Source organism: Flavobacterium sp. (assembly GCF_025352425.1).
Taxonomy (GTDB): Bacteria; Bacteroidota; Bacteroidia; order Flavobacteriales; family Flavobacteriaceae; genus Flavobacterium.
The window spans coordinates 136,078-159,750 of the sequence record NZ_JANXTI010000031.1 but is presented as its reverse complement, the minus strand read 5'-3'; the positions used below and the strand labels follow the sequence as shown (position 1 = coordinate 159,750).

Annotated in this window: 22 protein-coding genes; 8 read left to right on the top strand and 14 right to left on the bottom strand. The window is 36.1% G+C overall.

The features are described from left to right. Positions 1–118: 118 nt before the first annotated feature. From fabF to Q0Q99_RS04575, 5 genes are all read left to right on the top strand, one after another. Positions 119–1,372 (top strand): beta-ketoacyl-ACP synthase II, encoded by a 1,254-nt coding sequence (gene fabF, locus Q0Q99_RS04595; RefSeq protein ID WP_293892120.1) that lies wholly within the window; start codon positions 119–121, stop codon positions 1,370–1,372. A 7-nt stretch (positions 1,373–1,379) separates the two neighbouring features. Then, positions 1,380–2,120 (top strand): ribonuclease III, encoded by a 741-nt coding sequence (rnc, locus tag Q0Q99_RS04590; RefSeq protein WP_293892117.1) that lies wholly within the window; start codon positions 1,380–1,382, stop codon positions 2,118–2,120. A 114-nt stretch (positions 2,121–2,234) separates the two neighbouring features. Beyond that, positions 2,235–2,738, top strand: a complete 504-nt coding sequence (locus Q0Q99_RS04585; RefSeq protein WP_293892114.1) for an IPExxxVDY family protein — start codon at positions 2,235–2,237, stop codon at positions 2,736–2,738. A 5-nt stretch (positions 2,739–2,743) separates the two neighbouring features. Continuing rightward, positions 2,744–4,174, top strand: a complete 1,431-nt coding sequence (pyk, locus tag Q0Q99_RS04580) for a pyruvate kinase (RefSeq protein WP_293892111.1) — start codon at positions 2,744–2,746, stop codon at positions 4,172–4,174. Between the two features lie 25 nt (positions 4,175–4,199). Continuing rightward, positions 4,200–4,949, top strand: a complete 750-nt coding sequence (locus Q0Q99_RS04575; protein ID WP_293892108.1) for a Bax inhibitor-1/YccA family protein — start codon at positions 4,200–4,202, stop codon at positions 4,947–4,949. Between the two features lie 55 nt (positions 4,950–5,004). Here Q0Q99_RS04575 and dinB read toward each other — a convergent pair whose 3' ends face one another. After that, positions 5,005–6,087 (bottom strand): DNA polymerase IV, encoded by a 1,083-nt coding sequence (dinB, locus tag Q0Q99_RS04570; protein WP_293892105.1) that lies wholly within the window; start codon positions 6,085–6,087, stop codon positions 5,005–5,007. A gap of 189 nt (positions 6,088–6,276) precedes the next feature. Here dinB and Q0Q99_RS04565 point away from each other — a divergent pair, with 189 nt between their 5' ends. Further along, complete coding sequence (locus Q0Q99_RS04565) at positions 6,277–6,744, top strand: CYTH domain-containing protein (RefSeq protein WP_293892102.1); 468 nt, start codon at positions 6,277–6,279, stop codon at positions 6,742–6,744. Here Q0Q99_RS04565 and Q0Q99_RS04560 read toward each other — a convergent pair whose 3' ends face one another. From Q0Q99_RS04560 to uvrC, 11 genes are all read right to left on the bottom strand, one after another. Then, positions 6,745–7,119: a septal ring lytic transglycosylase RlpA family protein gene (locus tag Q0Q99_RS04560; RefSeq protein ID WP_293892190.1), complete on the bottom strand. Its 375-nt coding sequence runs from the start codon at positions 7,117–7,119 to the stop codon at positions 6,745–6,747. 246 nt (positions 7,120–7,365) lie between these two features. Next, positions 7,366–7,788, bottom strand: coding sequence for a hypothetical protein (locus Q0Q99_RS04555; RefSeq protein WP_293892099.1), 423 nt, complete (start codon positions 7,786–7,788; stop codon positions 7,366–7,368). 76 nt (positions 7,789–7,864) lie between these two features. Beyond that, positions 7,865–9,508 (bottom strand): glucose-6-phosphate isomerase, encoded by a 1,644-nt coding sequence (pgi, locus tag Q0Q99_RS04550; RefSeq protein WP_293892096.1) that lies wholly within the window; start codon positions 9,506–9,508, stop codon positions 7,865–7,867. 84 nt (positions 9,509–9,592) lie between these two features. After that, complete coding sequence (locus Q0Q99_RS04545) at positions 9,593–10,831, bottom strand: M23 family metallopeptidase (RefSeq protein WP_293892093.1); 1,239 nt, start codon at positions 10,829–10,831, stop codon at positions 9,593–9,595. 7 nt (positions 10,832–10,838) lie between these two features. Then, positions 10,839–11,774, bottom strand: coding sequence for a tryptophan 2,3-dioxygenase family protein (locus tag Q0Q99_RS04540; RefSeq protein ID WP_293892090.1), 936 nt, complete (start codon positions 11,772–11,774; stop codon positions 10,839–10,841). Between the two features lie 3 nt (positions 11,775–11,777). Beyond that, positions 11,778–12,551 (bottom strand): DUF3108 domain-containing protein, encoded by a 774-nt coding sequence (locus Q0Q99_RS04535; RefSeq protein ID WP_293892087.1) that lies wholly within the window; start codon positions 12,549–12,551, stop codon positions 11,778–11,780. 288 nt (positions 12,552–12,839) lie between these two features. Continuing rightward, a complete protein-coding gene (gene hppD, locus Q0Q99_RS04530; protein WP_293892084.1) occupies positions 12,840–14,000 on the bottom strand; it encodes a 4-hydroxyphenylpyruvate dioxygenase in 1,161 nt (386 codons plus the stop codon). 152 nt (positions 14,001–14,152) lie between these two features. Next, positions 14,153–15,310, bottom strand: a complete 1,158-nt coding sequence (locus Q0Q99_RS04525; protein WP_293892081.1) for a homogentisate 1,2-dioxygenase — start codon at positions 15,308–15,310, stop codon at positions 14,153–14,155. 230 nt (positions 15,311–15,540) lie between these two features. Beyond that, positions 15,541–17,016 (bottom strand): amino acid permease, encoded by a 1,476-nt coding sequence (locus tag Q0Q99_RS04520; RefSeq protein ID WP_293892078.1) that lies wholly within the window; start codon positions 17,014–17,016, stop codon positions 15,541–15,543. A 79-nt stretch (positions 17,017–17,095) separates the two neighbouring features. Beyond that, positions 17,096–19,390, bottom strand: a complete 2,295-nt coding sequence (locus Q0Q99_RS04515) for a patatin-like phospholipase family protein (protein ID WP_293892075.1) — start codon at positions 19,388–19,390, stop codon at positions 17,096–17,098. 3 nt (positions 19,391–19,393) lie between these two features. Further along, positions 19,394–21,187 carry an excinuclease ABC subunit UvrC gene (gene uvrC, locus Q0Q99_RS04510; protein ID WP_293892072.1) on the bottom strand — a complete coding sequence of 598 codons (1,794 nt, stop codon included), beginning with the start codon at positions 21,185–21,187 and terminating at the stop codon, positions 19,394–19,396. A gap of 334 nt (positions 21,188–21,521) precedes the next feature. Between uvrC and Q0Q99_RS04505 the strand changes: the two genes are divergently transcribed. Together Q0Q99_RS04505 and Q0Q99_RS04500 are read left to right on the top strand one after the other, a co-directional pair. Then, a complete protein-coding gene (locus Q0Q99_RS04505; protein ID WP_293892069.1) occupies positions 21,522–22,001 on the top strand; it encodes a hypothetical protein in 480 nt (159 codons plus the stop codon). Positions 22,002–22,009: 8 nt separating this feature from the next. Then, positions 22,010–22,588: a 5-formyltetrahydrofolate cyclo-ligase gene (locus tag Q0Q99_RS04500; RefSeq protein WP_293892066.1), complete on the top strand. Its 579-nt coding sequence runs from the start codon at positions 22,010–22,012 to the stop codon at positions 22,586–22,588. Here Q0Q99_RS04500 and Q0Q99_RS04495 read toward each other — a convergent pair. Then, complete coding sequence (locus Q0Q99_RS04495) at positions 22,569–23,201, bottom strand: lipoprotein signal peptidase (RefSeq protein WP_293892063.1); 633 nt, start codon at positions 23,199–23,201, stop codon at positions 22,569–22,571. The genes Q0Q99_RS04500 and Q0Q99_RS04495 overlap by 20 nt on opposite strands. Before the next feature lie 90 nt (positions 23,202–23,291). After that, positions 23,292–23,672 carry a TraR/DksA C4-type zinc finger protein gene (locus tag Q0Q99_RS04490; RefSeq protein ID WP_293892060.1) on the bottom strand — a complete coding sequence of 127 codons (381 nt, stop codon included), beginning with the start codon at positions 23,670–23,672 and terminating at the stop codon, positions 23,292–23,294. Between the last annotated feature and the right edge of the window lies 1 nt (position 23,673).

The window sequence follows — 23,673 nt, the reverse complement described above, 5'->3', positions numbered from 1 at the left end:
GAGTAAAACTGATTGACATCCAATCTCAAAAATATTGAAATACCCTTGTCTCTTTAATGATTATATTTGAAGAAAACATGGGTATTATTTGTTTAAATACGATTCTAAAAAATAAATTATGGCGTTAAAACGAGTTGTAGTAACAGGTTTAGGTGCAATTACACCTATAGGAAATAACATCGCTGACTATTGGAACGCTTTAGTGAATGGCGTTAGCGGTGCCGCCCCGATTACCTATTACGATACCGAAAAGCATAAGACAAAATTTGCCTGCGAAGTCAAAGGCTTCAATATTGAAGATTATATGGAACGCAAAGAGGCAAGACGAATGGATAAGTTTGCACAGTATGCTGTTGCGGCAAGCCAGGAAGCCATCGCAGATGCCGGAATTACCGATACAAATGTTGACAAACAAAGGGTAGGTGTAATTTGGGGTGCGGGAATTGGCGGCTTGGAAACTTTCCAGGAAGAAGTTATTAGTTACGCTCAAGGCGATGGAACTCCGCGTTTCAATCCTTTCTTTATCCCAAAAATGATTGCCGATATTGCTCCAGCCCACATTTCTATGCGGAATGGTTTTATGGGTCCAAATTATACTACGGTTTCTGCTTGTGCGTCTTCTGCCAATGCCATGATTGATGCATTCAATTACATTCGTTTAGGAATGTGTGATGTTATTATTTCAGGAGGTTCAGAAGCTGCGGTAACTATTGCCGGAATGGGCGGATTTAATTCGATGCAAGCCTTATCAACAAGAAACGATAGTCCGGAAACTGCTTCAAGACCTTTTGACGCAACCCGTGACGGATTTGTTCTTGGCGAAGGTTCGGGTGCATTAGTTCTTGAAGAATACGAACATGCTAAAGCGCGTGGTGCAAAAATATATTGTGAAATTGGCGGCGGCGGAATGTCATCAGATGCCTACCATTTAACCGCTCCACACCCCGAAGGAATTGGCGTTATCGCGGTTATGAATAATACACTTCGTGATGCTGGAATGAAACCTGAACAAGTTGATCATATCAACACGCATGGAACTTCGACTCCACTTGGTGATGTCGCTGAATTGAAAGCAATAAGTGCTGTTTTTGGCAATCATGCTAAAAACATCAACATCAATTCTACCAAATCTATGACAGGTCACTTACTTGGTGCTGCTGGTGCAATTGAAGCTATTGCTTCGATTTTAGCCATGAAACATGGTATCGTTCCTCCAACAATTAACCATACTGTTGTGGATGAAAACATAGACCCAAGTTTAAACTTAACATTGAACAAAGCCCAAAAAAGAGAAATCAATGTGGCAATGAGTAATACTTTTGGATTTGGCGGACACAACGCCTGCGTTTTATTCAAAAAACTTGAAGCTTAATCTCTAGATGAAAAGGTTAAAAAAAATATTTCAAAAATCCCGTTCAACAGAGGACGGGATTTTTTTTAATGAAATTGAAAATATAATAGGATTTAAACCGCGTGCTCTAATTTATTACCAAAAAGCATTTACCCATCGTTCGACAAATCAAATGGATTTGATAGGAAATCCGATGAATTATGAGCGATTGGAGTTTTTGGGAGATGCTATGTTAAGCGCGGTAATTGCTGCTCATCTTTACAACAAGGCTCCGGCTGGAGATGAAGGTTATCTAACCAAAATGCGCTCTAAAATTGTGAGTCGGGAGCATTTAAATGAATTGGGCAGAGACTTGAATTTAATACGATTTGTAGAAAGCAAAGTGCCCACACAACACTTTGGCGAAAACATTCACGGTAATATTTTTGAAGCATTAGTCGGCGCCATTTTCCTCGATAAAGGCTATAATTTTTGTGAAAAATTTATTCAAAAAAGCGTTATCATTCCGTATGTTGACATTGCCAAACTAGAAGGAAAAGTTATTAGTTATAAAAGCTTACTGATTGAATGGTGTCAAAAGGAAAAAAAATCATTTTACTTTGATGTTTTTGATGACAATGGGATTGATGGACAGAAATATTTCGGTGTCAAGCTCAGTATCGATGATAAAGTAATTGCCAAAGCAAGAGCAACATCAAAGAAGAAGGCAGAGGAAAAAGCATCACAACGAGCCTATTTTGCTTTTCAGGAAAGAATTGACAATAAATAATGCAGATTCTCAAAAAGCTATAACGTTTTCGTTCACAAAATATCGTTAAGCCAACCCGTTCTTTGTTAAAATCTGTAACAGATAAACTATATTTACAACTAATTTTACGGTTTTATGGCTATTGTTCACAAATTATTTAGCGATGAGGAAGAAAAGAAAGCCTATGAAAAAATAGATTATCAGTTAATTGCGATTCACTCTACTTTAGAAGATTACCGATTGGCCTACTATATAAATCAAAATCTGCCGATCAATCTGCAAAAAGGAAATTACAATATTCAGATTAGCAATAAGGAAGGTGAAACCCAGTTTACGCGATTTGTTTTTGAAGATTCGAAAGATATTGCATGGAATTTAGTTCAAAATCAAAATGATGTTTTCGTTCCTTCACAAAATAGTAATCAAGGATTGTTTGCCGAAAGCAATAACAAATTTTCCACAAAGATTTATTTAATTCCCGAGTTTAAAAAAGTAGATTATTTTTTGAAAATCGGAAATGGTGATGTCAAAATTGATGTGTCATCAATTACAAATTGCATTAAAAAAATAGACAGAGTAAGTACGGTTTACAATGTAGAAGTAGAAAAAATAAAGTCAAAGAATAATTTAATTTTTTAAGTATAATGCCAACTAGAAAAAAAACCAAAATCGTTGCCACACTTGGTCCTGCATGTAGTTCGAAGGAAGTGATTAAAAGAATGATTGACGCCGGAGTAAATGTGTTTCGGGTTAATTTTTCTCATGCCGATTACGCTGATGTAAAAGAAAGAATTGATATTATCAGAGGTTTGAACGATGAGTTTGGATACAATACTGCAATTTTGGCCGATTTACAAGGTCCAAAACTTCGCGTTGGGGTAATGAAGGAAGATGTGGTGGTTAACCCCGGAGATATTATCACTTTTCAAACTGCCGAAGATGTTCCGGGAACTAAGGAACGTGTTTATATGAACTACAAAGAGTTTCCGCGCGATGTAAATCCAGGCGAATTTATTCTTTTAGATGATGGGAAACTAATGTTTGAAGCATTGGAAACCAACGGAACAACAGAAGTAGTTTGTAAAGTAATTCAGGGCGGACCATTGAAATCTAAAAAAGGTGTTAATCTTCCGAACACGAAAGTTTCACTTCCTGCTTTGACCAAAAAAGACATTAAAGATGCGCTTTTCGCGATAGAACAAGAAGTAGATTGGATCGCGCTTTCATTCGTCAGAACACCGGCGGATTTAGAAGAATTACAAGATTTGATTGCCAAAAATTCTTCTTATAAAATTCCGATTATTGCCAAGATAGAAAAACCCGAGGCCGTAGAAAATATTGATAAAATTGTTGCTTTCTGCGATGGATTAATGGTTGCCCGTGGCGATTTGGGAGTTGAAATCCCCGCGCACGAAGTTCCGTTGATTCAGAAAAAATTAATTCACAGAGCGAAAACAGCAAGAATTCCGGTAATTGTGGCAACACAAATGATGGAAACGATGATTACCAGTTTAACACCAACTCGTGCTGAAGTGAATGACGTTGCGAATTCTGTTATGGATGGTGCCGATGCAGTAATGCTTTCGGGAGAAACTTCAGTTGGAAATTATCCTGTAGAAGTAATCGAAAAAATGACACAGATTATTGAAGCTGTTGAAGATTCTCCGTTAATTTTGGTACCGCAAAACCCGCCTCACGTAAGAACCAAACGTTTTATCACCAAATCGATTTGTTATCACGCGGCGATTATGGCTAACGAAATAAAAGCAAAAGCAATTTCAACCTTAACCAATAGTGGTTATACCGCTTTCCAGATTTCGGCATGGCGACCAAAATCGCATATTTTAGTGTACACTTCTAACAGAAGAATTTTGACGCAATTAAGTTTACTTTGGGGCGTTAACGCTTTCTTTTATGATAAATTTGTAAGCACTGATGATACTGTTGGCGATGTAAATGATATTGCCAAAGAAAAAGGATACGTAAAAAAAGGTGATATGCTTATCAATCTTGCAGCTATGCCGGTTGCTGATAAGGGAATGGTGAACACTCTAAGAGTTTCGGAAATAGAATAATTTTATATTTTAAAAACAAGAAATTATGAATTCAAACAACCCGTTTTTTAAAAACAAAACATTTACAAACACTTCAGCAGCTGCGGAAGTTGTTCATGAAGCAAAGATTATTGACCGCGATGAAACGATGACCGTTTCGGGAACTATAAATAAAAGTTTCCTGATGCTGATTTTGTTAGTGGCTAGTGCTGCTGTAACCTGGTCGATGGCTAATCCAATTATTTTTGCAATTGGCGGAGCTATTGTTGGTTTTATTTTAGTACTAATAGCTACTTTCAAACCACAATATTCCGGATTTTTAGCACCTGGTTATTCCATTTTTGAAGGGCTTTTTATCGGTGGAATTTCCGCCATTTTTGAAGCAATGTATCCCGGAATTGTCATACAAGCAGTAAGCTGCACTTTCGTGACATTTATGGTGTGTTTTGGATTGTATAAATATGAAATTGTAAAAGTTACTGAGAAATTTAAGTCGGTAGTTCTTGCAGCTACGTTGGCAATTGCAACTTATTATTTGTTTTCATGGTTGTTGTCAATGTTTACCAGCTTCCAACCTGTTCATTATGGAAACTCTATGTTCAGTATTGGAATCAGTGCTTTTGTGATTGTCATTGCGGCATTAAATTTATTCTTGGATTTTGACCAGATTGAAAAAGGCGTACAGCAAAAAATGCCTAAATACATGGAATGGTACGGCGCCATGGGATTAATGATTACACTGGTTTGGTTGTATATCGAGTTCTTACGATTGTTATCAAAACTTAGCAGAAAATAATCTTTTAAATAAATATAAAACCAGTCTCGTTTATACAAGACTGGTTTTTTTATACCTAAAAATCAAAACGCAATTGTACCACAACGGCTTTCTTGATTTCGGTGTTTAAGTTGTTCAGCGAAATCCCGAGCAACCGAACTGATTCTTTCATTCGTTCCTGAAAGAGAAGCTCTTTAGCGGTCTCTAATAACAATCCTTTATCCGAAATGAAATATGGCAGCGTCTTGCTTCGGGTTTGTGTCGTAAAATCGCTGTATTTGATTTTGAGTGTTACGGTTTTGCCTGAAATGGTATATTTCTTCAGTCGGTTTTCAAGTTCCGAAGCGATACGTTCCAGCTTTTCAATCATAAAAATTTCAGAGGTGAGATTTTCGTTAAATGTGTGTTCCGCCGCAACCGATTTTGTAATTCTATTGGGTTTTACTTCGCTGTTGTGAATGCCTCGAACGATATTATAAAAGTGCAAACCGCTTTTGCTGAAATGTTCTTCAAGAAATTCTTTAGGTTTTGATTTTAGGTCTTTCCCTGTAAAAATTCCCAAATGATACATTCTGTCTTTGGTTACTTTACCGATTCCATAGAATTTTTTTATTTCCAGGTTTTCCAGAAAACTTTCCACTTCTTCGGGATTTACCGTTTTTTGCCCGTTGGGTTTGTTATAATCACTCGCTACTTTTGCGACAAATTTATTCACTGAAATTCCGGCTGAAGCCGTAATCCCGACTTCTTCAAATATCCTATTTCTGATTTCCTTTGCGATTAGTGATGCACTTGGATTTCCTTTTTTGTTTTGCGTGACATCGAGATAGGCTTCGTCTAAAGATAAAGGTTCAACCAAATCGGTATATTCATGGAAAATAGTTCGGATTTTTTTCGAAATTTCCTTATAACGCTCAAATCTGGGCGGCACGAAAATTAGATCGGGACAATTTCTTTTCGCCTGAACGCCACTCATGGCACTTCTTACGCCAAATTTTCGGGCCTCATAACTTGCTGCTGAAACGACGCCCCGGGTTTCGTTTCCGCCAACAGCCAAAGGCTTCCCATTCAACTCGGGATTGTCCAATTGTTCCACCGATGCATAAAAAGCATCCATGTCAATATGGATAATTTTTCGGTATGAAATTGGTTCAGCCATATCGCAAATTTATAATATATTTACCTCACCAAGTGTTTATTTGTTATTAGTATTCGGTGAATGCTTCGCATTTGAAGACACGGGTGCAACAAACTGACGAAGTAAATAGCCCAGATTGAAATGGCATCCTTTTTTGGTTTTTTTAAACCAAAAAAGATATAGTGGAAAGCTGGAAATAGCTCCTAAAAAATGATAGAAATAGAACGTAAATTTTTGGTGCTTTCGGATGATTTTATAAATGAGGCTTTCGCCAAAAAAAGGATTGTACAAGCTTATCTGAATTCCAATCCGGAAAGAGCTGTTCGCATAAGGATTAAGGAAGACAAGGCGTATTTAACGATTAAGGGAAAAGGAAATTCAACAGGAACTACGCGGCTTGAATGGGAAACCGAAATTCCATTGCCCGATGCTGAAAAGCTATTATCTATTTGCGAAATTGGCACTATTGACAAGACTCGCCACGAAGTAAAAGTGGGAAATCACATTTATGAAGTTGACGTTTTTACGGGAGAAAATGAAGGTTTGATTATTGCCGAAATCGAATTACAATCGGAAGATGAATCATTTGAAAAACCGAGTTGGCTTGGTAAGGAAGTGACTGATGATGAACGTTTTTATAATGTTTATTTGAGTAAAAAACCTTTTAAAAGCTGGTGATTATTTTGGCTGAATCACTTCTTCGATTTTTACGATTACAACGCCTGAATTCTTGTTTGAGGCAATGTCCATAAATGCTCTTCGGCTTAAATCTATTTCACGTGCTTTTGAAAAGGGTCCACGATCGGTAATCTCAACTATTACGAATTTTCCATTGGCTTCGTTAGTCACTTTTACTATTGTTCCAAAGGGAAGTTTTTTATGGGCTGCAGTGAATCCATTATTGTCAAATCTTTTGCCACTTGCTGTTCTTCTGCCGTTAAACCGGTCATGATAGTAGGATGCGTGGGCGTTCTTTTTTAGAGGTTTAAACTTTAGGTTTGCATCTGAAAGGATTAATGAATCCAATTCTGATTTAACGTTTTTAAGTTTGATTTTTAGGCTGTCTATTTTAGCTGAAGATACTGCCTTCTCTTTTGTGGTGCTCTCAGAAGTTTTTGCTGATTTATCTTTGTTTTTGTCTTTCTGTAGGGTCTCGCTCCCGGATAAAACAGATAAAGCAGTAAACATTGAAAAAAATAGTATAAATATCTTGTTACTCATGAAGGGTATTTTAATTTGATGGCCGGATTAAAAAGTGTGCTTTGAGAATAAGTCCTGTTCAGGACTTCAAGGTGCTTTTTAAAACCATAGTTTCCAAGGAAGTCGACTTAAAATTAACAGTAATCCTAATCCGTAAAATATAAAAATACTGTTGAACTTTGCTTCGTTTGTTGTCGCTTTTTTGTGTTTTGACCAGCCAACAGTTATTAGAACAATCGCAATGACATTTACCAATGGATGCTCCAACCAGGTTAGCCTTACATCCGATTCTGCCATTTGTCCTATGGAAGCAGAGCCAAGTGGGGATACAAAATATAAAATTAAACCAATTACTAACTGAATGTGTGTAGCGATAAGTCCGAAGAGGGCAATTTTTCTGTCTTTTGGGGCAAATTCTTTTTTAGAGGATTTTCCAAGAAATGAATTTACCACTGCAAAAATTAATAATAACAACGCTATATAAGCCCAGCCTGAATGGAATTTTTGAACGATATTGTACATTTTTTTATTTTTTAGAGTAACAAATATAACTAAAAAGGCATACAAAACCAGCAAATAAAATTGTCGTTTTTGATAATTATCTGTTTTTCAGGAAGTGCTTTAGCAAAAATTCTGTTGAACTATCGTGTGGTTTTACTTTCGAATCGTGAATTTCGTCCAAAATCGTGGTCGCCAATTGTTTTCCCAATTCTACGCCCCATTGATCATAACTAAAAATGTTCCAGATAATTCCCTGAACGAATATTTTATGCTCATATAACGCTATTAAGGAACCCAAATTTTTTGGCGTGAGTTTTTCTATTAAAAAAGTGTTGGTTGGTTTATTGCCCTTGAAAACCTTGAATGGTAGTAGAAAATTCGCTTTTTCTCCGGTTATGTTTTGCTTTTCAAATTCGGCTTTTACCTGTGCTTCCGTTTTACCGTTTAACAAGGCTTCCGTTTGTGCAAAAAAGTTAGACATCAGCTTGTCGTGATGATTTTGATTTCCGTACAGTGGTTTTACAAATCCAATAAAATCGGTTGGAATTAATTTTGTTCCCTGATGGATTAACTGAAAGAATGCATGTTGTGAATTCGTTCCCGGTTCGCCCCAAATAATGGTTCCCGTTTGGTAATTTACAGGTTTCCCGTCACGGCCAACGCTTTTTCCATTGCTTTCCATTATGCCTTGTTGCAGGTAAGGTGCCAGTTTTTGTAAATATTGTGTATACGGAATTAGCGCTTCACTTTCAGCTCCAAAAAAATTGTTGTACCAAATGCTAAGCAATGCCAAAACTACAGGAATATTTTCTTCAAAATCTGCCGTTTTGAAATGTTCATCCATTTCATTAGCGCCTTTTAATAAATCGTCAAAATTATCAAATCCAACCGCCAAACTGATAGACAAACCAACGGCACTCCAAAGAGAAAATCTTCCACCAACCCAATCCCACATTGGGAAGATGTTTTCAGAGTTAATGCCGAAATCCGTTACTTTTTTAATATTGGTTGAAACCGCCACAAAATGTTTGGCAACATCTTCCTGCTTTGCTGATTTCCAAAACCAGGTTCTTATTGTTTCTGAATTGGTTAAGGTTTCCTGCGTAGTAAATGTTTTGGAAACGATTACAAAAAGTGTCGTTTCGGGATTTAATTTTTTAATGATTTCGTTTACATGATCGCCATCAACATTGGAAACAAAATGAACATTCAGATGATTTTTATAGAATTGTAAAGCTTCTACGACCATTGCCGGACCAAGATCTGAGCCTCCGATTCCGATATTTACAACATCAGTAAATGCTTTTCCTGTAAATCCTTTTCTGGTTCCTAAAATAACTTCGTTACTGAATGCTTTAATTTTATTTTTTACTTCAAAAATTTCTGGTAGTACGTTTTGTCCATCAACTAAAACCGTTGCTTTTTGTGGAGCACGTAGCGCCGTGTGAAGCACTGCTCTGTCTTCGGTTTTATTTATATTTTCTCCAGAAAAATAACTGTTGATTGCTGATTTTAAGTTTATTTCTTTTGCTAAATCCTGAAGTAATTTTAGTGTTTCCTGATTTATCCTATTTTTGGAATAATCAATTAAAAAATCATTCCATTGAATGTGAAATTTCTCGGCTCTCGATTTGTCTCCGGCAAACATTTCCGTCATGGAAACATTTTTCATCTGAGCATAATGCTGATTGAGTTTTTCCCAAGCCTTTGTTGTAGTTGGATTTATGTTTGGTAACCCCATTTTTAAGATTTTGAATGACAAATTTACAAATATGATTGGTATAAAATTTAGTAATCTTTTACGCCAACGTTGTAGTAGTGAAAATTATTTTATTGAAGCTTCTGAAACACTATCCAATTCTATTTTTAAGGGATTCATGTATTCCATATATTTTTTTCGGTATCTTGAATCCATAGGCGTAGAGGTTGGTAATTTCAATCTTAGCGCATCAACCTGCACGCCATTTCTCCAAAAACGATAGCAAACATGAGGTCCGGTAGCTAGTCCGGTGCTTCCGACTTTGCCAATGATTTGTCCTTGTGTTACTCTTTGGCCTCGTCGCACCAATATTTTTGACATGTGTAAATATTGTGTCGAATAGGTTTTGTCGTGTTTTACTTTGACGAAATTTCCATTACCTGTAGTGTAACCTGCTTGCTCAACAACGCCGGTGGCTGTTGTCATAATGGGCGTTCCTATTGGTGCTGCATAATCTGTTCCGTTGTGGGCTTTCCATATTTTTTGAACCGGATGGAATCGGTTTTTAGTATATCTGGAAGTGATATTTACAAATTTCAAGGGTGCTTTCAGGAAAAAGTTTTTCAAGGTTTTCCCTTCTTCATCAAAGTATTGCTCCTTTTTTGTATTTGCATCCGGGGCAAAAGGGAACGCATAGACTTTCTTTCCTTTGTATTCAAAAAAGGCGGCTTTTAAACTATCGACGCCATCATAAATAGTGTCATTGATATATCTTTCTGTAAACTTTAAGGCAAACTTATCTCCTTTTTTTAATTTGAAAAAGTCAATGGACCATGCATAAATTTTAGCTATTCGTGGAGCTAACGCAGGATCAACCTCTAGATTTTGAAGGGTTTCAGAAAGCGATCCGTTTAATGCGCCGGCAATTGTTCGGGTTTTAAACGTTAGTGGCTTTGTTTTTTTATGCGCTATTATTGAATCCCTAAAATCTACAATATAGAAATTCAATTTGTCGGGCTGATAAATAAAAACCTGAATTTTATTGGTTCTGTCTTTGCTTCTTAGGATGGTATACGGTTTCCCTTTTCGGATACTTCTAACGTCAAAAGTGTCTTTTACTTTGTCTACAATATCGTAAACTTCTCTTCCGTTAAGGTTTTGTTTTTCCAGCAAACTCCCAAAAGTATCACCTGATTTTATGGTATCATTGACCATGTTAAAATCATTCATATTGAATCCGAATTCTACCAATTTTGGTTTGGCTTTTGGAACAGCTATTTCTTCTTCTGTGGCTTTATTACACGAGATTACGAATGTTGACAAAAGAAAAACGAGAATGAATTTTTGAAAGATTTTTGACACCATACTTAATCTATGCTCCCTCGCCCCAGTTTTTCAATTCTTCATCGCTCCACAATTCCGGGAAAAATATTCTCCGCTGGTATTTTGGATGCATGTATTTTTTCCAATCGCTTCCGCCAGTTGCTTCGCCCGAACCTTTGCCGCTGTCAATATATTTTCTCGCAGCGTTTAAATGCCCCATAACCCAAGTAATATTTACCGTGTGATCATAATGACGCATGGCTTTTACCAATTCGCTGTTTTTTTGGTCAGCTTCTGGCAATTGCTTAAATTTTTGCCAAATATTGATGGTGTTGTACTTCTCCATATAGCGAAGAAATTCTTCACGGTATTTTCTTTCGAACTCTAAAATCAAAAACGATTTTTGTCCGGTTTGATAATCTTTTCCCGCAGCTTGCCAATATAAGTGTTCGAAAGCATGGGAATAAGGTGTGTCTCTGTCAATAGAATCCCTGAATCGGTAATCAATCAGGTTAATTAAATCTGTTGAAGAAAATTCTATGAATCGGTATTGCGCACTTTGGAATCCGCTGGCCGGAGTTAATGTATTCCTGAATTTCATGTATTGCTCGACTTCCATTCCGTCTCCCATAATGTCGAATGAAGTAGTTAACATATCAAAATAGCGGCTGATTCTTCTAAGTTTTTCCGTAAAGAAATCCGTTTTTGGGTTTTCGGTATTACAAAGTTGATTTATTTCCCAAAGAATCATTTTGAATAACAATTCATTGACTTGATGGTACATGATAAAAACCATTTCATCAGGAAGAACAGTTCTTTGAATTTGCAAATTCAGTAAAGCGTCGGTTTGAATATAATCCCAATAAGTTATTGGCTTTGACCAAAGTAACCCTTCAAGATGGGTTTCGGTTTTTTGATTTATGGCATCAAATTTTTGATCTAATGCTTCAAATATTGAATCTGCTGAATCTGTCTTGTTAATCATTAATTATTTTGATTTAACCATAAATGGATTTTTTAATCCTTTGAAGCTTTCTAAATCGGCTTTTATAGAACCCACGGCCAAGCTCGCTTTTATTCGCAACGGAATTTTATTTTCATCATCTGAAATCCAAACCGTTAGGCTTTCTTCTTCCTTGAAAACTCTTCCCGACTGAACTATCGGCCTAAAAATCATAGTTGGTGAAGTTCCGAATTTAGTTTTTAGATTTTCCCTTCCTATAAATTTTAACTTGAACTTATAGACTTCGTCATCAAAAAACATATCTACAACGATGGACTCTCCAACTTTTAATTTATCGATATTTGGATGGTTCCTTAAAAAATAAAAAGTCGAAATTATATCCTGAACATTCTCGGTAACTGAAATCGTTTTCTCCGTTTTATTTTTATAATCTTTTACCAAAACTTTATTGTTGTCCTGATTAAAGAACCCTTCCTGATTTTTAGTGTAACCCCCTTCATCAATTTTTCTAACAAATTGAAAAGGTTTGTTGGTAACTTTATCAAAATAGCTTTCGTAGTTGTCATCTACCTTAAAGAAAAACCGTGACATTCCGACAGTATATCCTTTACCAATAGCGTGATATATATTTTTATTTCCTATGACGGCTTCCTTTACTTCGAGAGTAGCATAGCCTGCATTGATGAACCCATAATGTATTCTAAACTTGAACCATTCCCCTGAATCGTATGCATCGGGTTTTTGGTTATCGAAACTTACAGTCATTAAAAGTAACAATAAGAAGAGGACTTTTTTCATGTTTTACTTATTTTTTGAACTGTAATTACAATTTTTGTTCCAAATGTATTAAAACAAAAAAACCCAGTCAAATAATGACCTGGTTTTTATGCTATTAACCAACCAAAAAACTATAAATTATGAAAACTTATCCAAAAATTGAGGAAACCACTCCCGTTTTTTTGATTGATGCAAATGTAATTCAAACTCTTGCGTAGTTACAAGCGATTTATTTACTTTAACAGTTACTTATAAAGTATAGCAGTTTTGATTACTTTTTTTTAAATTATGTTCAAATAAATTAAAGTTTTACAAAGTTCCCCGCAACATTTGTTCTCTTTCAATAGATTCAAATAATGCTTTGAAATTTCCAGCACCAAAACCCTTGGCGCCCATCCTTTGAATTATTTCGAAAAATAAAGTTGGCCTGTCTTCAATAGGCTTGGTAAATATTTGCAATAAATAACCTTCTTCGTCAGCATCAATCATAATTCCTAATCTCTGAAGTTCGTTGATGTCTTCTTTGAACTTGTGCATGTGATCTTTCAGGCGCTCTGGGATTGCATCATAATAAGCTTGTGGCGGCGTACTTAAAAACTCAATTCCTCTTGAACGCATATCCGCAATTGTTTTGATTATATCATCAGTCGCTACTGCGATGTGTTGTACGCCAGAACCTTCATAAAAATCTAAATACTCTTCGATTTGGGAACGTTTTTTCCCTTCAGCAGGTTCGTTGATTGGAAATTTAATTCTTCCGTTGCCATTACTCATCACTTTACTCATCAAGGCAGAGTATTCGGTAGTAATTTGTTTGTCGTCAAACGAAAGGAAGTTTACAAATCCCATAACGTCTTCATACCATTTTACCCAAATGTTCATTTCATTCCAACCTACGTTTCCTACCATGTGGTCAACATATTTTAAACCAACTGAAGTTGGATTATAATCTGATTTCCATTCTTTATAGCCAGGTAAAAAGGCTCCTTTGTAATTTTTGCGTTCAACAAACATGTGAACCGTTTCGCCATAAGTGTAAATTCCGGAGCGTATTACTTCTCCGTATTCATCAGTTTCAACAGTTGGCTCCATAAATACTTTTGCACCTCGCTTAGTAGTTTCCTCAAATGCCGAACGTGCATCTTCAACCCAAAGTGCTATTATCTTTACACCATCGCCATGCTTTTTAACGTGTTCTCCAATTGGCGAATCGCTGTTTAAAGCTGTGGTTAAAACCAATCGGATTTTATCTTGTTTTAAAACATAAGACGCTCTGTCTTTCATTCCGGTTTCCAGACCTGCGTAGGCATGCGATTGAAAGCCGAAAGCTGTTTTATAAAAATGTGCGGCTTGTTTAGCGTTACCAACATAAAATTCTACATAATCTGTTCCTAAAAGCGGAAGGAAATCCTGTGCGCCTTCGAATATTTTTTCTAGTCCGTATTCAACGGATTTAATTTCTTTTGACATAGTAATCTAGTTATGAAGAGTTGTATTTTAAGTTTAATTTTTTAGCCCCGATAGAAGTGAAAATCCTTTTATTGCTTTTAGAAACAAGCCCTTCGACTGCGCTCAGGGTGACTAAGCAATAAAAGATTGGAACGGATAGCGGGATTAGCTTCTTATTCTAACCATGATTTATAATATTTCCCGTCGTCTAATCGCATGGCTTCTTCTGTAACCATCAACGGACGAAACGTGTCAACCATAACAGCTAATTCCTGTGTTTCTTTGTGGCCAATGCTTCTTTCCATTGCTCCGGGTGCCGGACCATGAGGAATTCCTTTTGGATGCAATGTAATATGACCTTCTTCGATATTGTTTCTCGACATAAAATCGCCATCAACATAATACAGCACCTCATCGCTGTCGATATTGCTGTGATTGTATGGAGCCGGAATTGCTTTTGGATGGTAATCATAAAGTCTTGGACAAAACGAGCAAACCACAAAAGTCGCCGTTTCAAAAGTTTGATGCACTGGCGGCGGTTGATGTACACGACCGGTTATTGGTTCAAAATTATGGATGCTGAAACCGTATGGAAAATTATACCCGTCCCAACCGACAACATCAAAAGGATGTGTGGCATAAACCATTTCGTGTATCATGCCTTCTTTTTTGATTTTGATTAAAAAATCCCCTTTTTCATCGTGTGTTTCCAATTCGGTTGGTAATTTGAAATCGCGTTCGCAAAATGGTGAATGTTCTAAATGTTGCCCTGAGTTATTTTTATAACGTTTAGGTGTATAAAACGGGGCATAAGATTCTACATAAAACAATCTATTATCGGAAGTTTCGAATTCGATTTGATAAATCATTCCACGTGGAATTATGAGGTAATCTCCATATTCAAATTGGATATTTCCCATCATGGTGCGGAGTTTTCCTTTTCCTTTGTGAATGAAAAGCATTTCATCGGCATCGGCGTTTTTGTAGAAATAAGTTGTCAATGATTTTCGTGGAGCAGCAAGCCCAATAATACAATCGCGGTTAACAAGCATTGCTTTTCGGCTGTCAAGAAAATCGTCTTCGGGTTTTAATTCAAACCCTTTTAGAAGTAATGATTTGATGTTTTTACCGATAGCAATTTTTGGCTCAACTGAATATGATTTGGTTATTTCCTTGACTTGGGTTGGTCTGTGAACGTGGTATAACAAAGAAGAATGTCCATGAAATCCTTCGGTGCCAAAAAGCTGTTCGTAGTACAAGCCGCCGGTTGGTTTTTCAAACTGCGTGTGTCTTTTTTGTGGAAAATCGCCGAGTTTATGGTATAGTGGCATTATTAAAATATTAGATGTTAGATATTAAATTTATGATATTGATTCATAAATTCATTCCGGATTTCTCTTGATAAGGAATTTTAAGTGAGCTAATAGATTATCCCATTTTTTCATCTAACAAATATCGGAAAAATATAACTTTCAGAAATGATAATTATCAATTTTTAATGCAACAAAAAAGGATTAAAGAGTAAACCCTTTAATCCTTTTTCAATTATTTTAACCTTACTTTATTTTTCAGGATTATTCAGTCTACTGTTTTTCTTGCTGTAAGTAAAATAAATAATTAATCCGATGGCTAACCAAACACCAAGTCGAAGCCAGTTCGTCCAACCCAAACCTAAAATCATAAGGAAACAAACCAAAGCTCCTAAAATTGGAACAAACGGCACAAAAGGTGTTTTAAATTCACGCTTCATATCCGGTTCTGATTTTCGGAGAACCAATACTGATATACAAACTAAAATAAAGGCAAATAATGTTCCGATGCTGGTCATATCACCAACGATATCTCCAGGAATAAACGCTGCAAAAAGTCCAACAATAACAAGAATTACAAGGTTAGCTTTGTATGGTGTTTGGAATTTTGTATGCACGTGGCTAAAGAATTTCGGCAACAAACCATCCTTACCCATAGAGTAGAATACTCGAGATTGCCCCAATAACATTACTAAAATAACGGAAGAAAATCCAAAAAGAATCGCTACAGTCACTAATTGAGCCAGCCATTCATAACCAATCATATATTTTTGGATTGCAAACGCCACTGATGCTTCGCCTCCTTCTCCTCTAAAATCTTCCACAGTTGCAATACCAGTTAAAACGTGCGCAAACAGGATATACAAAACTGTACAAATCGCTAATGAGCCTAAAATCCCAATTGGCATATCACGTTTTGGATTCTTAGTTTCCTGTGCAGCTGTACTGACGGCATCAAATCCGATGAAAGCAAAAAAGACAGTTCCGGCAGCACCAATGACACCCCAAAATCCACCAAAATCATATGTAATATCGTTTTTATCCGTATAAGTAGTTGCTTCCGGGATATAAGGAGTATGATTAAGAGGGTTAATAAAATGCCATCCCAAAATAATAATCATTACAACAATCGCAACTTTAGTAATTACAATTAAACCATTTACAAATGCTGACTCTTGTGTTCCCTTAATCAAAAGCAAACTAATAACCGCCACAATAGCCAATGCCGGTAAGTTCATTACACCATTAATACCATCTGCTGAATGTTGAAACGGTGAATGACACCACTCATACGGAATTGGGCTGACATGCAGCACATTGACCAGCAGATTATTGAGGTATTCGCTCCAGGCAATTCCAACAGTCGCAGCACCAACCGCATATTCAAGTATTAAATCCCAACCAATAATCCATGCCAATAATTCCCCCATAGTTGCATAAGTGTAAGTATAGGCACTTCCGGAAATTGGAATAGAAGAAGACAATTCCGCATAGCATAATCCTGCTAAAGCACAACCAATGGCTGCAACAATAAATCCTATTGTAACTGATGGTCCGGCGTTTTGAGCTGCGGCTGTTGCTGTCCTAACAAAAAGTCCGGCACCAATAATTGCTCCGATTCCCAAAGCAACAAGTGACCAGGCAGTCAATGTTCTTTTTAATCCCTTTTCAGATTCTGACGCTTCGGCAAGTAATAGCGCTATAGGTTTTCTTTTCCAAATAGACATATCGTGGTTTTTTTAGTTAATTAATAGTTTCAAATATAGTTTTTTATGTGTAAAATTTATTAAAAAAGTTTTTAGGTTTTTAAAACCAGAAACCAACAGTAAAATAAGTAAATCCTTTATGCAATTCAGGCGACCAGGAATATTTTATTTCTATTGGACCAATAACCGATTCTAACGCGTAACCAATAGCATATCCGTTATACTTTGGCTTTGACAGCCAATCACCGTTCGTAAATAAATCGTCTTCAATATTTGCATAGTTCGCCGCAAAATTCACATGGTTTTTTTTGTAAATCTCATAATCTACAGTGAAACATGATTTAATATAACTATCGGCAGAAATACTTAAAAAATCGTAACCATAAAAATGTTTGAAATTATTAATAGTGTTAAAACCGTAACCTCCTAAAACGAAGTCAAAGAAATGCACACTGTCATTGCCAATAGCAAAACCCGCATCTGTCTGTACTTTTAATGTTACTTTTTTATAAAAAGATTTGACAATCCCTATTTCTCCTTTTGCAATAGAGTATCTTTTGAACTCATGAGTGTAATCAGACGAAAATAGGTAAGATTGAAAGTCGCCACAAAATAACCATCCTTTTTTGGGAAATAGTTTATTGTCAAAAGAATCATATTTCATATATCCAAAAACGCTTGCATAGCTACTTTTTTCCAAAGTGGGATTTATTTGTCCTAAATTGTCTGATTTTATTTTTAAAAATTTGTGCTCTATTCCTGCGCCAAATAAAAACTTTTGGATGAAAACTGTTTGTAGATACGCTTGATTTGTCAAATCCGATAAGTCAATGTTTATACTGTTTAAACCCAATTGAGCCAGTAATTCTCCATTTCTAAAATCGGTTTTAAGGTTTCTGTTAAACGCATTGTACCGTGATTTGAAACCAAAGCTCCAATAGAAACCATTGTCAATATAGTAATCAAAATTGTATCGAATATTATCCCCAAGCCCTATATCTAAAGAGGCAACATCATTTTTAAATAATGATTTTTTTTGGGTGATATTGACCAAAATAGCACTTTTATATAAATCGTCATAATGAAGTCCAAATTTCAAAAAAGTCTTTGTTGGATTCTCGGTCAAACTCAGTTTTATTCCATCTTCGCCTTGATTTTCTTCAAGCGTATAACTAATTCGGCTGAAATTTTGGGTCGCATTTATATTATTGATTCCTGTTTTTAAATCGTCATAACTTATTTTACTTCCATTTTTAAAACGCAGTTTCCCTATAACATACGCTCTGGTGTAATTATCTAATTTGTTAATTGAGATATTTTTGACTTGTAAATACTCTTTTTTAATCTTAACCGAATTACGCTGATAACTTCCCGTGGTATCACCCAGTTTTTTAAGTTGTTCATAAATTCCAAATGCGGCTTCTTCTCCTTTCTTAATGATTTCCCTTCCTTCATCAAAAGAAATGACGCCATAGTGAGAAATATCGGGTTTGATATAGATATCCGTGAGTCTAACTTTGTCTTTCATCACTTTTATCATGTCCAGATTTGTGATTTGGACCAAAATGCGGGTAACGTCCTTCAAGGAATTTCTGTCCTTTAAATTCTCCTGTACGTCAACGCCAATGATAATATCGGCTCCCATTTTCCTAATTTCATCTATCGGATAATTATTAGTAACGCCGCCGTCAATCAAAAGTTGCCCATCAATCTCAACGGGCGAAAACAAAGAAGGAAAAGCGGAACTTGCCAACATGGCCTGCGCTAAATAACCGTTTCGCAAAACCACTTGTTCGCCCTTTTCAATATCGGTAGCGATACATAAAAACGGAATAGGAAGTTTACTGAAATCACCAACATATCTCACTTGATGGGTAAGTTTTGACAACAAATTATAGTTATACATTCCTTTGGAAAGGGCTATAGGAATTCCGATTTTTAGTTTGTTAAAGGGAAGCGTTAGGGCATACATTTCATCGTTCCGTTTTTCATAAAAACTTTTGGATGAACGCGGAATATAATCCTGAAGCAATTCATTGAAATTGGTATTATAAAAAATTGAATCTATTTGAGTAGCGTTATAGCCCGAAGCATATAAACCGCCAACAACCGCACCCATGCTTGTGCCACCAATAAAATCTATTTTTACTCCTGCCTGTTCCAGTACTTTCAGCACCCCAATATGAGCAAATCCTTTGGCGCCACCGCCACTAAGAACTAAACCAATTTTTGGCCTGGTCTTTTTAATCGTGTCTTGCGCAACAATTGAGGAGAAAAAAGAAGAAAGAAAAAAGAAGAAAGAAATAAAAAGTACGCAATAACATTTCCTTGACTTTTGTCGCATAAGCGGTTTAGGTCTTGGCTCTTGCTTCTTTTCTCTTTCTTCTGTATGCATCTACTATTCGTTTTGGTAAAAGTCGGAAATTTTTTTTGCTTTTGATACCCCAACGACTTCAGAAATTTCTTTTTCGGTGGCTAATTTCAATCTTTTGACACTTTTAAAATGTTTTAGTAACGTGAGCATTGTCTTTTCGCCAATTCCCGGAATGAGTTCTATGGTTGAATTTAATGCTGTTTTACTTCTTTTGTCCCGATGATGGGTTATCCCAAAACGATGTGCTTCGTTACGCAATTGCTGGATAATTTTTAGCGTTTCTGATTTTTTATCCAAATATAACGGAACAGAATCACCCGGATAAAACAATTCTTCCAATCGTTTTGCAATGCCAATGATTGCGATTCTCCCACGTAAACCCAAATCATCAATGCTTTTCAATGCCGATGACAGTTGCCCTTTCCCTCCGTCAATAATTATCAATTGTGGCAACGGTTGGTTTTCATCTAAAAGGCGCTTGTATCTTCTGTAAACCACTTCCTCCATCGAAGCAAAATCATTTGGCCCTTCAACGGTTTTGATATTAAAATGGCGATAGTCTTTTTTGCTTGGCTTTCCGTCTTTAAAAACAACGCATGCCGCAACAGGATTGGTTCCCTGAATATTGGAATTATCAAAACACTCAATATGCCTTGGTTCAACCGAAAGACGTAAATCCTTTTGCATCTGTGCCATGATTCTGTTTGTGTGCCGCTCGGGATCAACAATCTGAATTTGTTTTAGCTGTTCCAGTCGTTGATATTTGGCATTTCTTTCTGAAAGGTCTAATATCTGTTTTTTGTCACCCAATTGCGGCACCGTAATTTTTATCGTCGGACCAAAATCCAATGCAAAAGGCAGGATAATTTCTTTGGATGTTAAATTAAACCGCTCCCGAAGTTCTACCACGGCAAGTTCTAACAATTCTGCATCGGTTTCATCCAGTTTCTTTTTGAGTTCCAATGTAAACGACCGAATGATAGCACCATGCGATATTTGTAAAAAGTTTACGTAGGCGGTCGCTTCATCGGAAACAATCGAAAAAACATCAATGTTGGAAATTTTTGGATTCAGTACTGTAGAATAGGACTGATACTTTTCGAGTACATCTATCTTATTCTTGATTTTTTGTGCTTCCTCAAACTTCATTTGTGAAGCACAGTCATTCATGTGTCGTTTGAAATCGCGTAAACTGTCTTTAAAGTTGCCTTTGAGTATTTGTCGGATGGCATCGATTTTTTTCTGATATGCTTCAAGTGTTTCCAAACCTTCGCATGGCCCTTTGCAGTTGCCTATATGATATTCAAGGCACACTTTGAATTTATGGGCTTGTATGTTATTTTCACTCAAATCATAATTGCAGGTTCGCAGTTGGTACAATTCCTTTATCAAATCCATAATGGTATGCACGGTTTTGAAACTGGTATACGGGCCAAAATATTCTGAGCCGTCTTTTATCATTCTCCGTGTTGGAAATATTCGGGGAAACGGTTCTTTTTTGATGCAGATCCACGGGTAGGTTTTGTCATCACGCAATAGCACATTATAACGTGGCTGCAGTTTTTTTATCAGGTTGTTTTCCAGCAAAAGCGCATCCTGTTCAGAGGAAACTACGATGTGTTTAATGGTAGCAATCTTCCTAACCATGACATTCGTTTTGGCATTATCATGGTTTTTATTAAAATAAGAGGAAACTCTTTTCTTGAGGTTTTTAGCTTTGCCCACATACAGGATTTTGCCTTCTTTATCATAATACTGATACACGCCGGGATTGTCCGGAAGCGTTTGTATTTGAAGTTCAAGTGAAGGGATTTCCATTGTCATTGCGATGCATGAAGCAATCTCATTATAATTTAGATTGCGGATTTGGGTTTTTTCTGTATTGGAGCGATTTTCTCAGAGAGTGTGAAGTACCATTTAATTCAAACAAATTTAACTTTAAATTCTTCAGCTGCCAAATACTATTTCACAGGATGTAAAATGCTTCGGCAACGTATAATATTAATAAATTTCATTAATTATATAATACTATTTATTTATATTTTAATACTTTCTAATATCATAATAATAAAAAACATTAACATTATAATAATTTTTATTTATATTTTAAATAAAATTATTAATTTTACATATAAAACCAATCTTTTTAGCGATGCCATTAGACAATTTAGCCAAAAATCATTTTACAGCAACCGAAAAACAGCAGCTTGACGGAGCCATTACTACTATTTTAAATATTGTGGAGGCACATACCTATAATCTTACCCCAAAAGAGCGCAGCCGATATGGAAAAATTGGTGATCAGAAACGACTTTTTATTGACAAGGTGCGTGACATTCAGAAAACGCAAACCAACTTGTGTTCACCAGATATAAACTGGAATGAGTTTGAAGCCGATTACCAAACAAGACAGTATGCTGCTAATAAACTCAACCAACTCGAATCGGTAGCTACACTATTGCTGAATATTAAAATTTTGCACGATTATGATAATTTTAATGATGCCTTACTTGATTACCGTTATTGTGGTTATAAAAATAGATTTGGCAACCAAAATGGGTTTGAACAAAAAATTATTTCCCTTAAAGGTTTTTTTCCAAAAACAGGAAAGAGAAAAAAGAAAGAATCGTAATTTAGAGTATGAATAAAAAAGAACTCAGGGCAAAATATAAAGCCTTACGGCAGCAATTATCAATCGAGGAAATTGAAGACAAGAGCTTAGCCATTGCCAATAAAATGCTGCAGCTTGATGTTTGGGAGAAAACCTATTTTCACTTATTTCTCACGATAGAAGAGCAAAAGGAAGTAGAAACCGAATTTTTGCTTCAGGTTTTGGCAGGGAAAGACAAAGAAATTGTTGTTGCGAAAAGCAATTTTGACACTCTTGAAATGACGAATTTTCTTCTGACGGATAATACTAAATTTCAAAAAAATCAACACAATATCTACGAACCTATAGATGGTCCCGACGCTTCGGGAGAAGTCCCGAATTCTAAAATTGAAGTGGTTTTTGTACCGCTTTTGGCGTATGATAAACTGGGAAACAGAGTGGGTTATGGCAAAGGATTCTACGATGCCTTTTTAGCAAAATGCCGGGATGATGTTGTCAAAATTGGACTTTCCTTCTTTGAACCTGAAGATGTTATTGACGGTGTTTCTCCTTCCGATATTCGGTTAGATTATTGTGTTACGCCAAACACTATTCATTCGTTCCGTTAGTTCCAAGCGACGTTCTCTTTGCGAATGCTTTTTTGTTAAACACAATCAAAATTCCAACACCTGTAGAAATCGCCATATCGGCAATATTAAAAATAGCATTAAAGAATTTGAATGGATATCCGCCACAAACAGGCAGCCATTTCGGAAAATTGCCTTCTAAAATTGGAAAGTACAACATATCAACTACTTTGCCATGAAACCAGGTTCCGTAAGGCTGTTCAGCAAATAAAGTAGCTACATTGTTGTAGCTGTTATCGAAAATAGCTCCGTAAAAAACTGAATCTATTATGTTACCAACTGCTCCTGCAAAAATCAGTGAAATGGCGACCATCAAATAATTAGTACTGTGTTTTGTGCTCGCATCATACAGCCAATAGCCAATTCCAAATACCGCTAAGATTCTGAAAACAGTCAATATTAACTTGCCGTAAGCTCCGGGAATTTTTGTTCCCCAAGCCATTCCTTCGTTTTCAATCAATAATATTTTAAACCAACTGGCAACGTCAATTTGTCCGGCTTCGCCATAAACGAAGTTGGTTTTGATATAAATTTTGACGAATTGGTCAACCAATAAAATAATGGCAATGATTAAAATAGAATTTCTTAATGACATTTTTTGAATTTTGATGGCGCAAAAATAGTATTATTTTCTAAAAAATAACGCCCCTTTTTGGAGCGTTACCTTTATTAAATAGTAAAATTGTTATCGTTGCAGATTTTTTGCTTCGATACTCATTGTAGCATGAGGAACAACACGTAATCTTTCTTTAGAGATAAGCTTTCCTGTTACTTTACAAACGCCATACGTTTTATTCTCAACACGGAAAAGCGCATTTTTTAAATCGCGAAGAAACTTCTCCTGACGAATAGCTAACTGCGAGTTGGCTTCTTTAGACATGGTTTCGCTGCCTTCCTCAAATGCTTTAAACGTTGGCGATGTATCATCCGTTCCGTTGTTTAAGTCATTCATATAGGCGCTTTTTATCAACTCTAAGTCAACTTTTGCCTTTTCCATTTTGTTTATAATAATTTCTTTGAACTCTGCTAAATCTGCATCTGAGTATCTCATTTTTTCTTCTGTCATC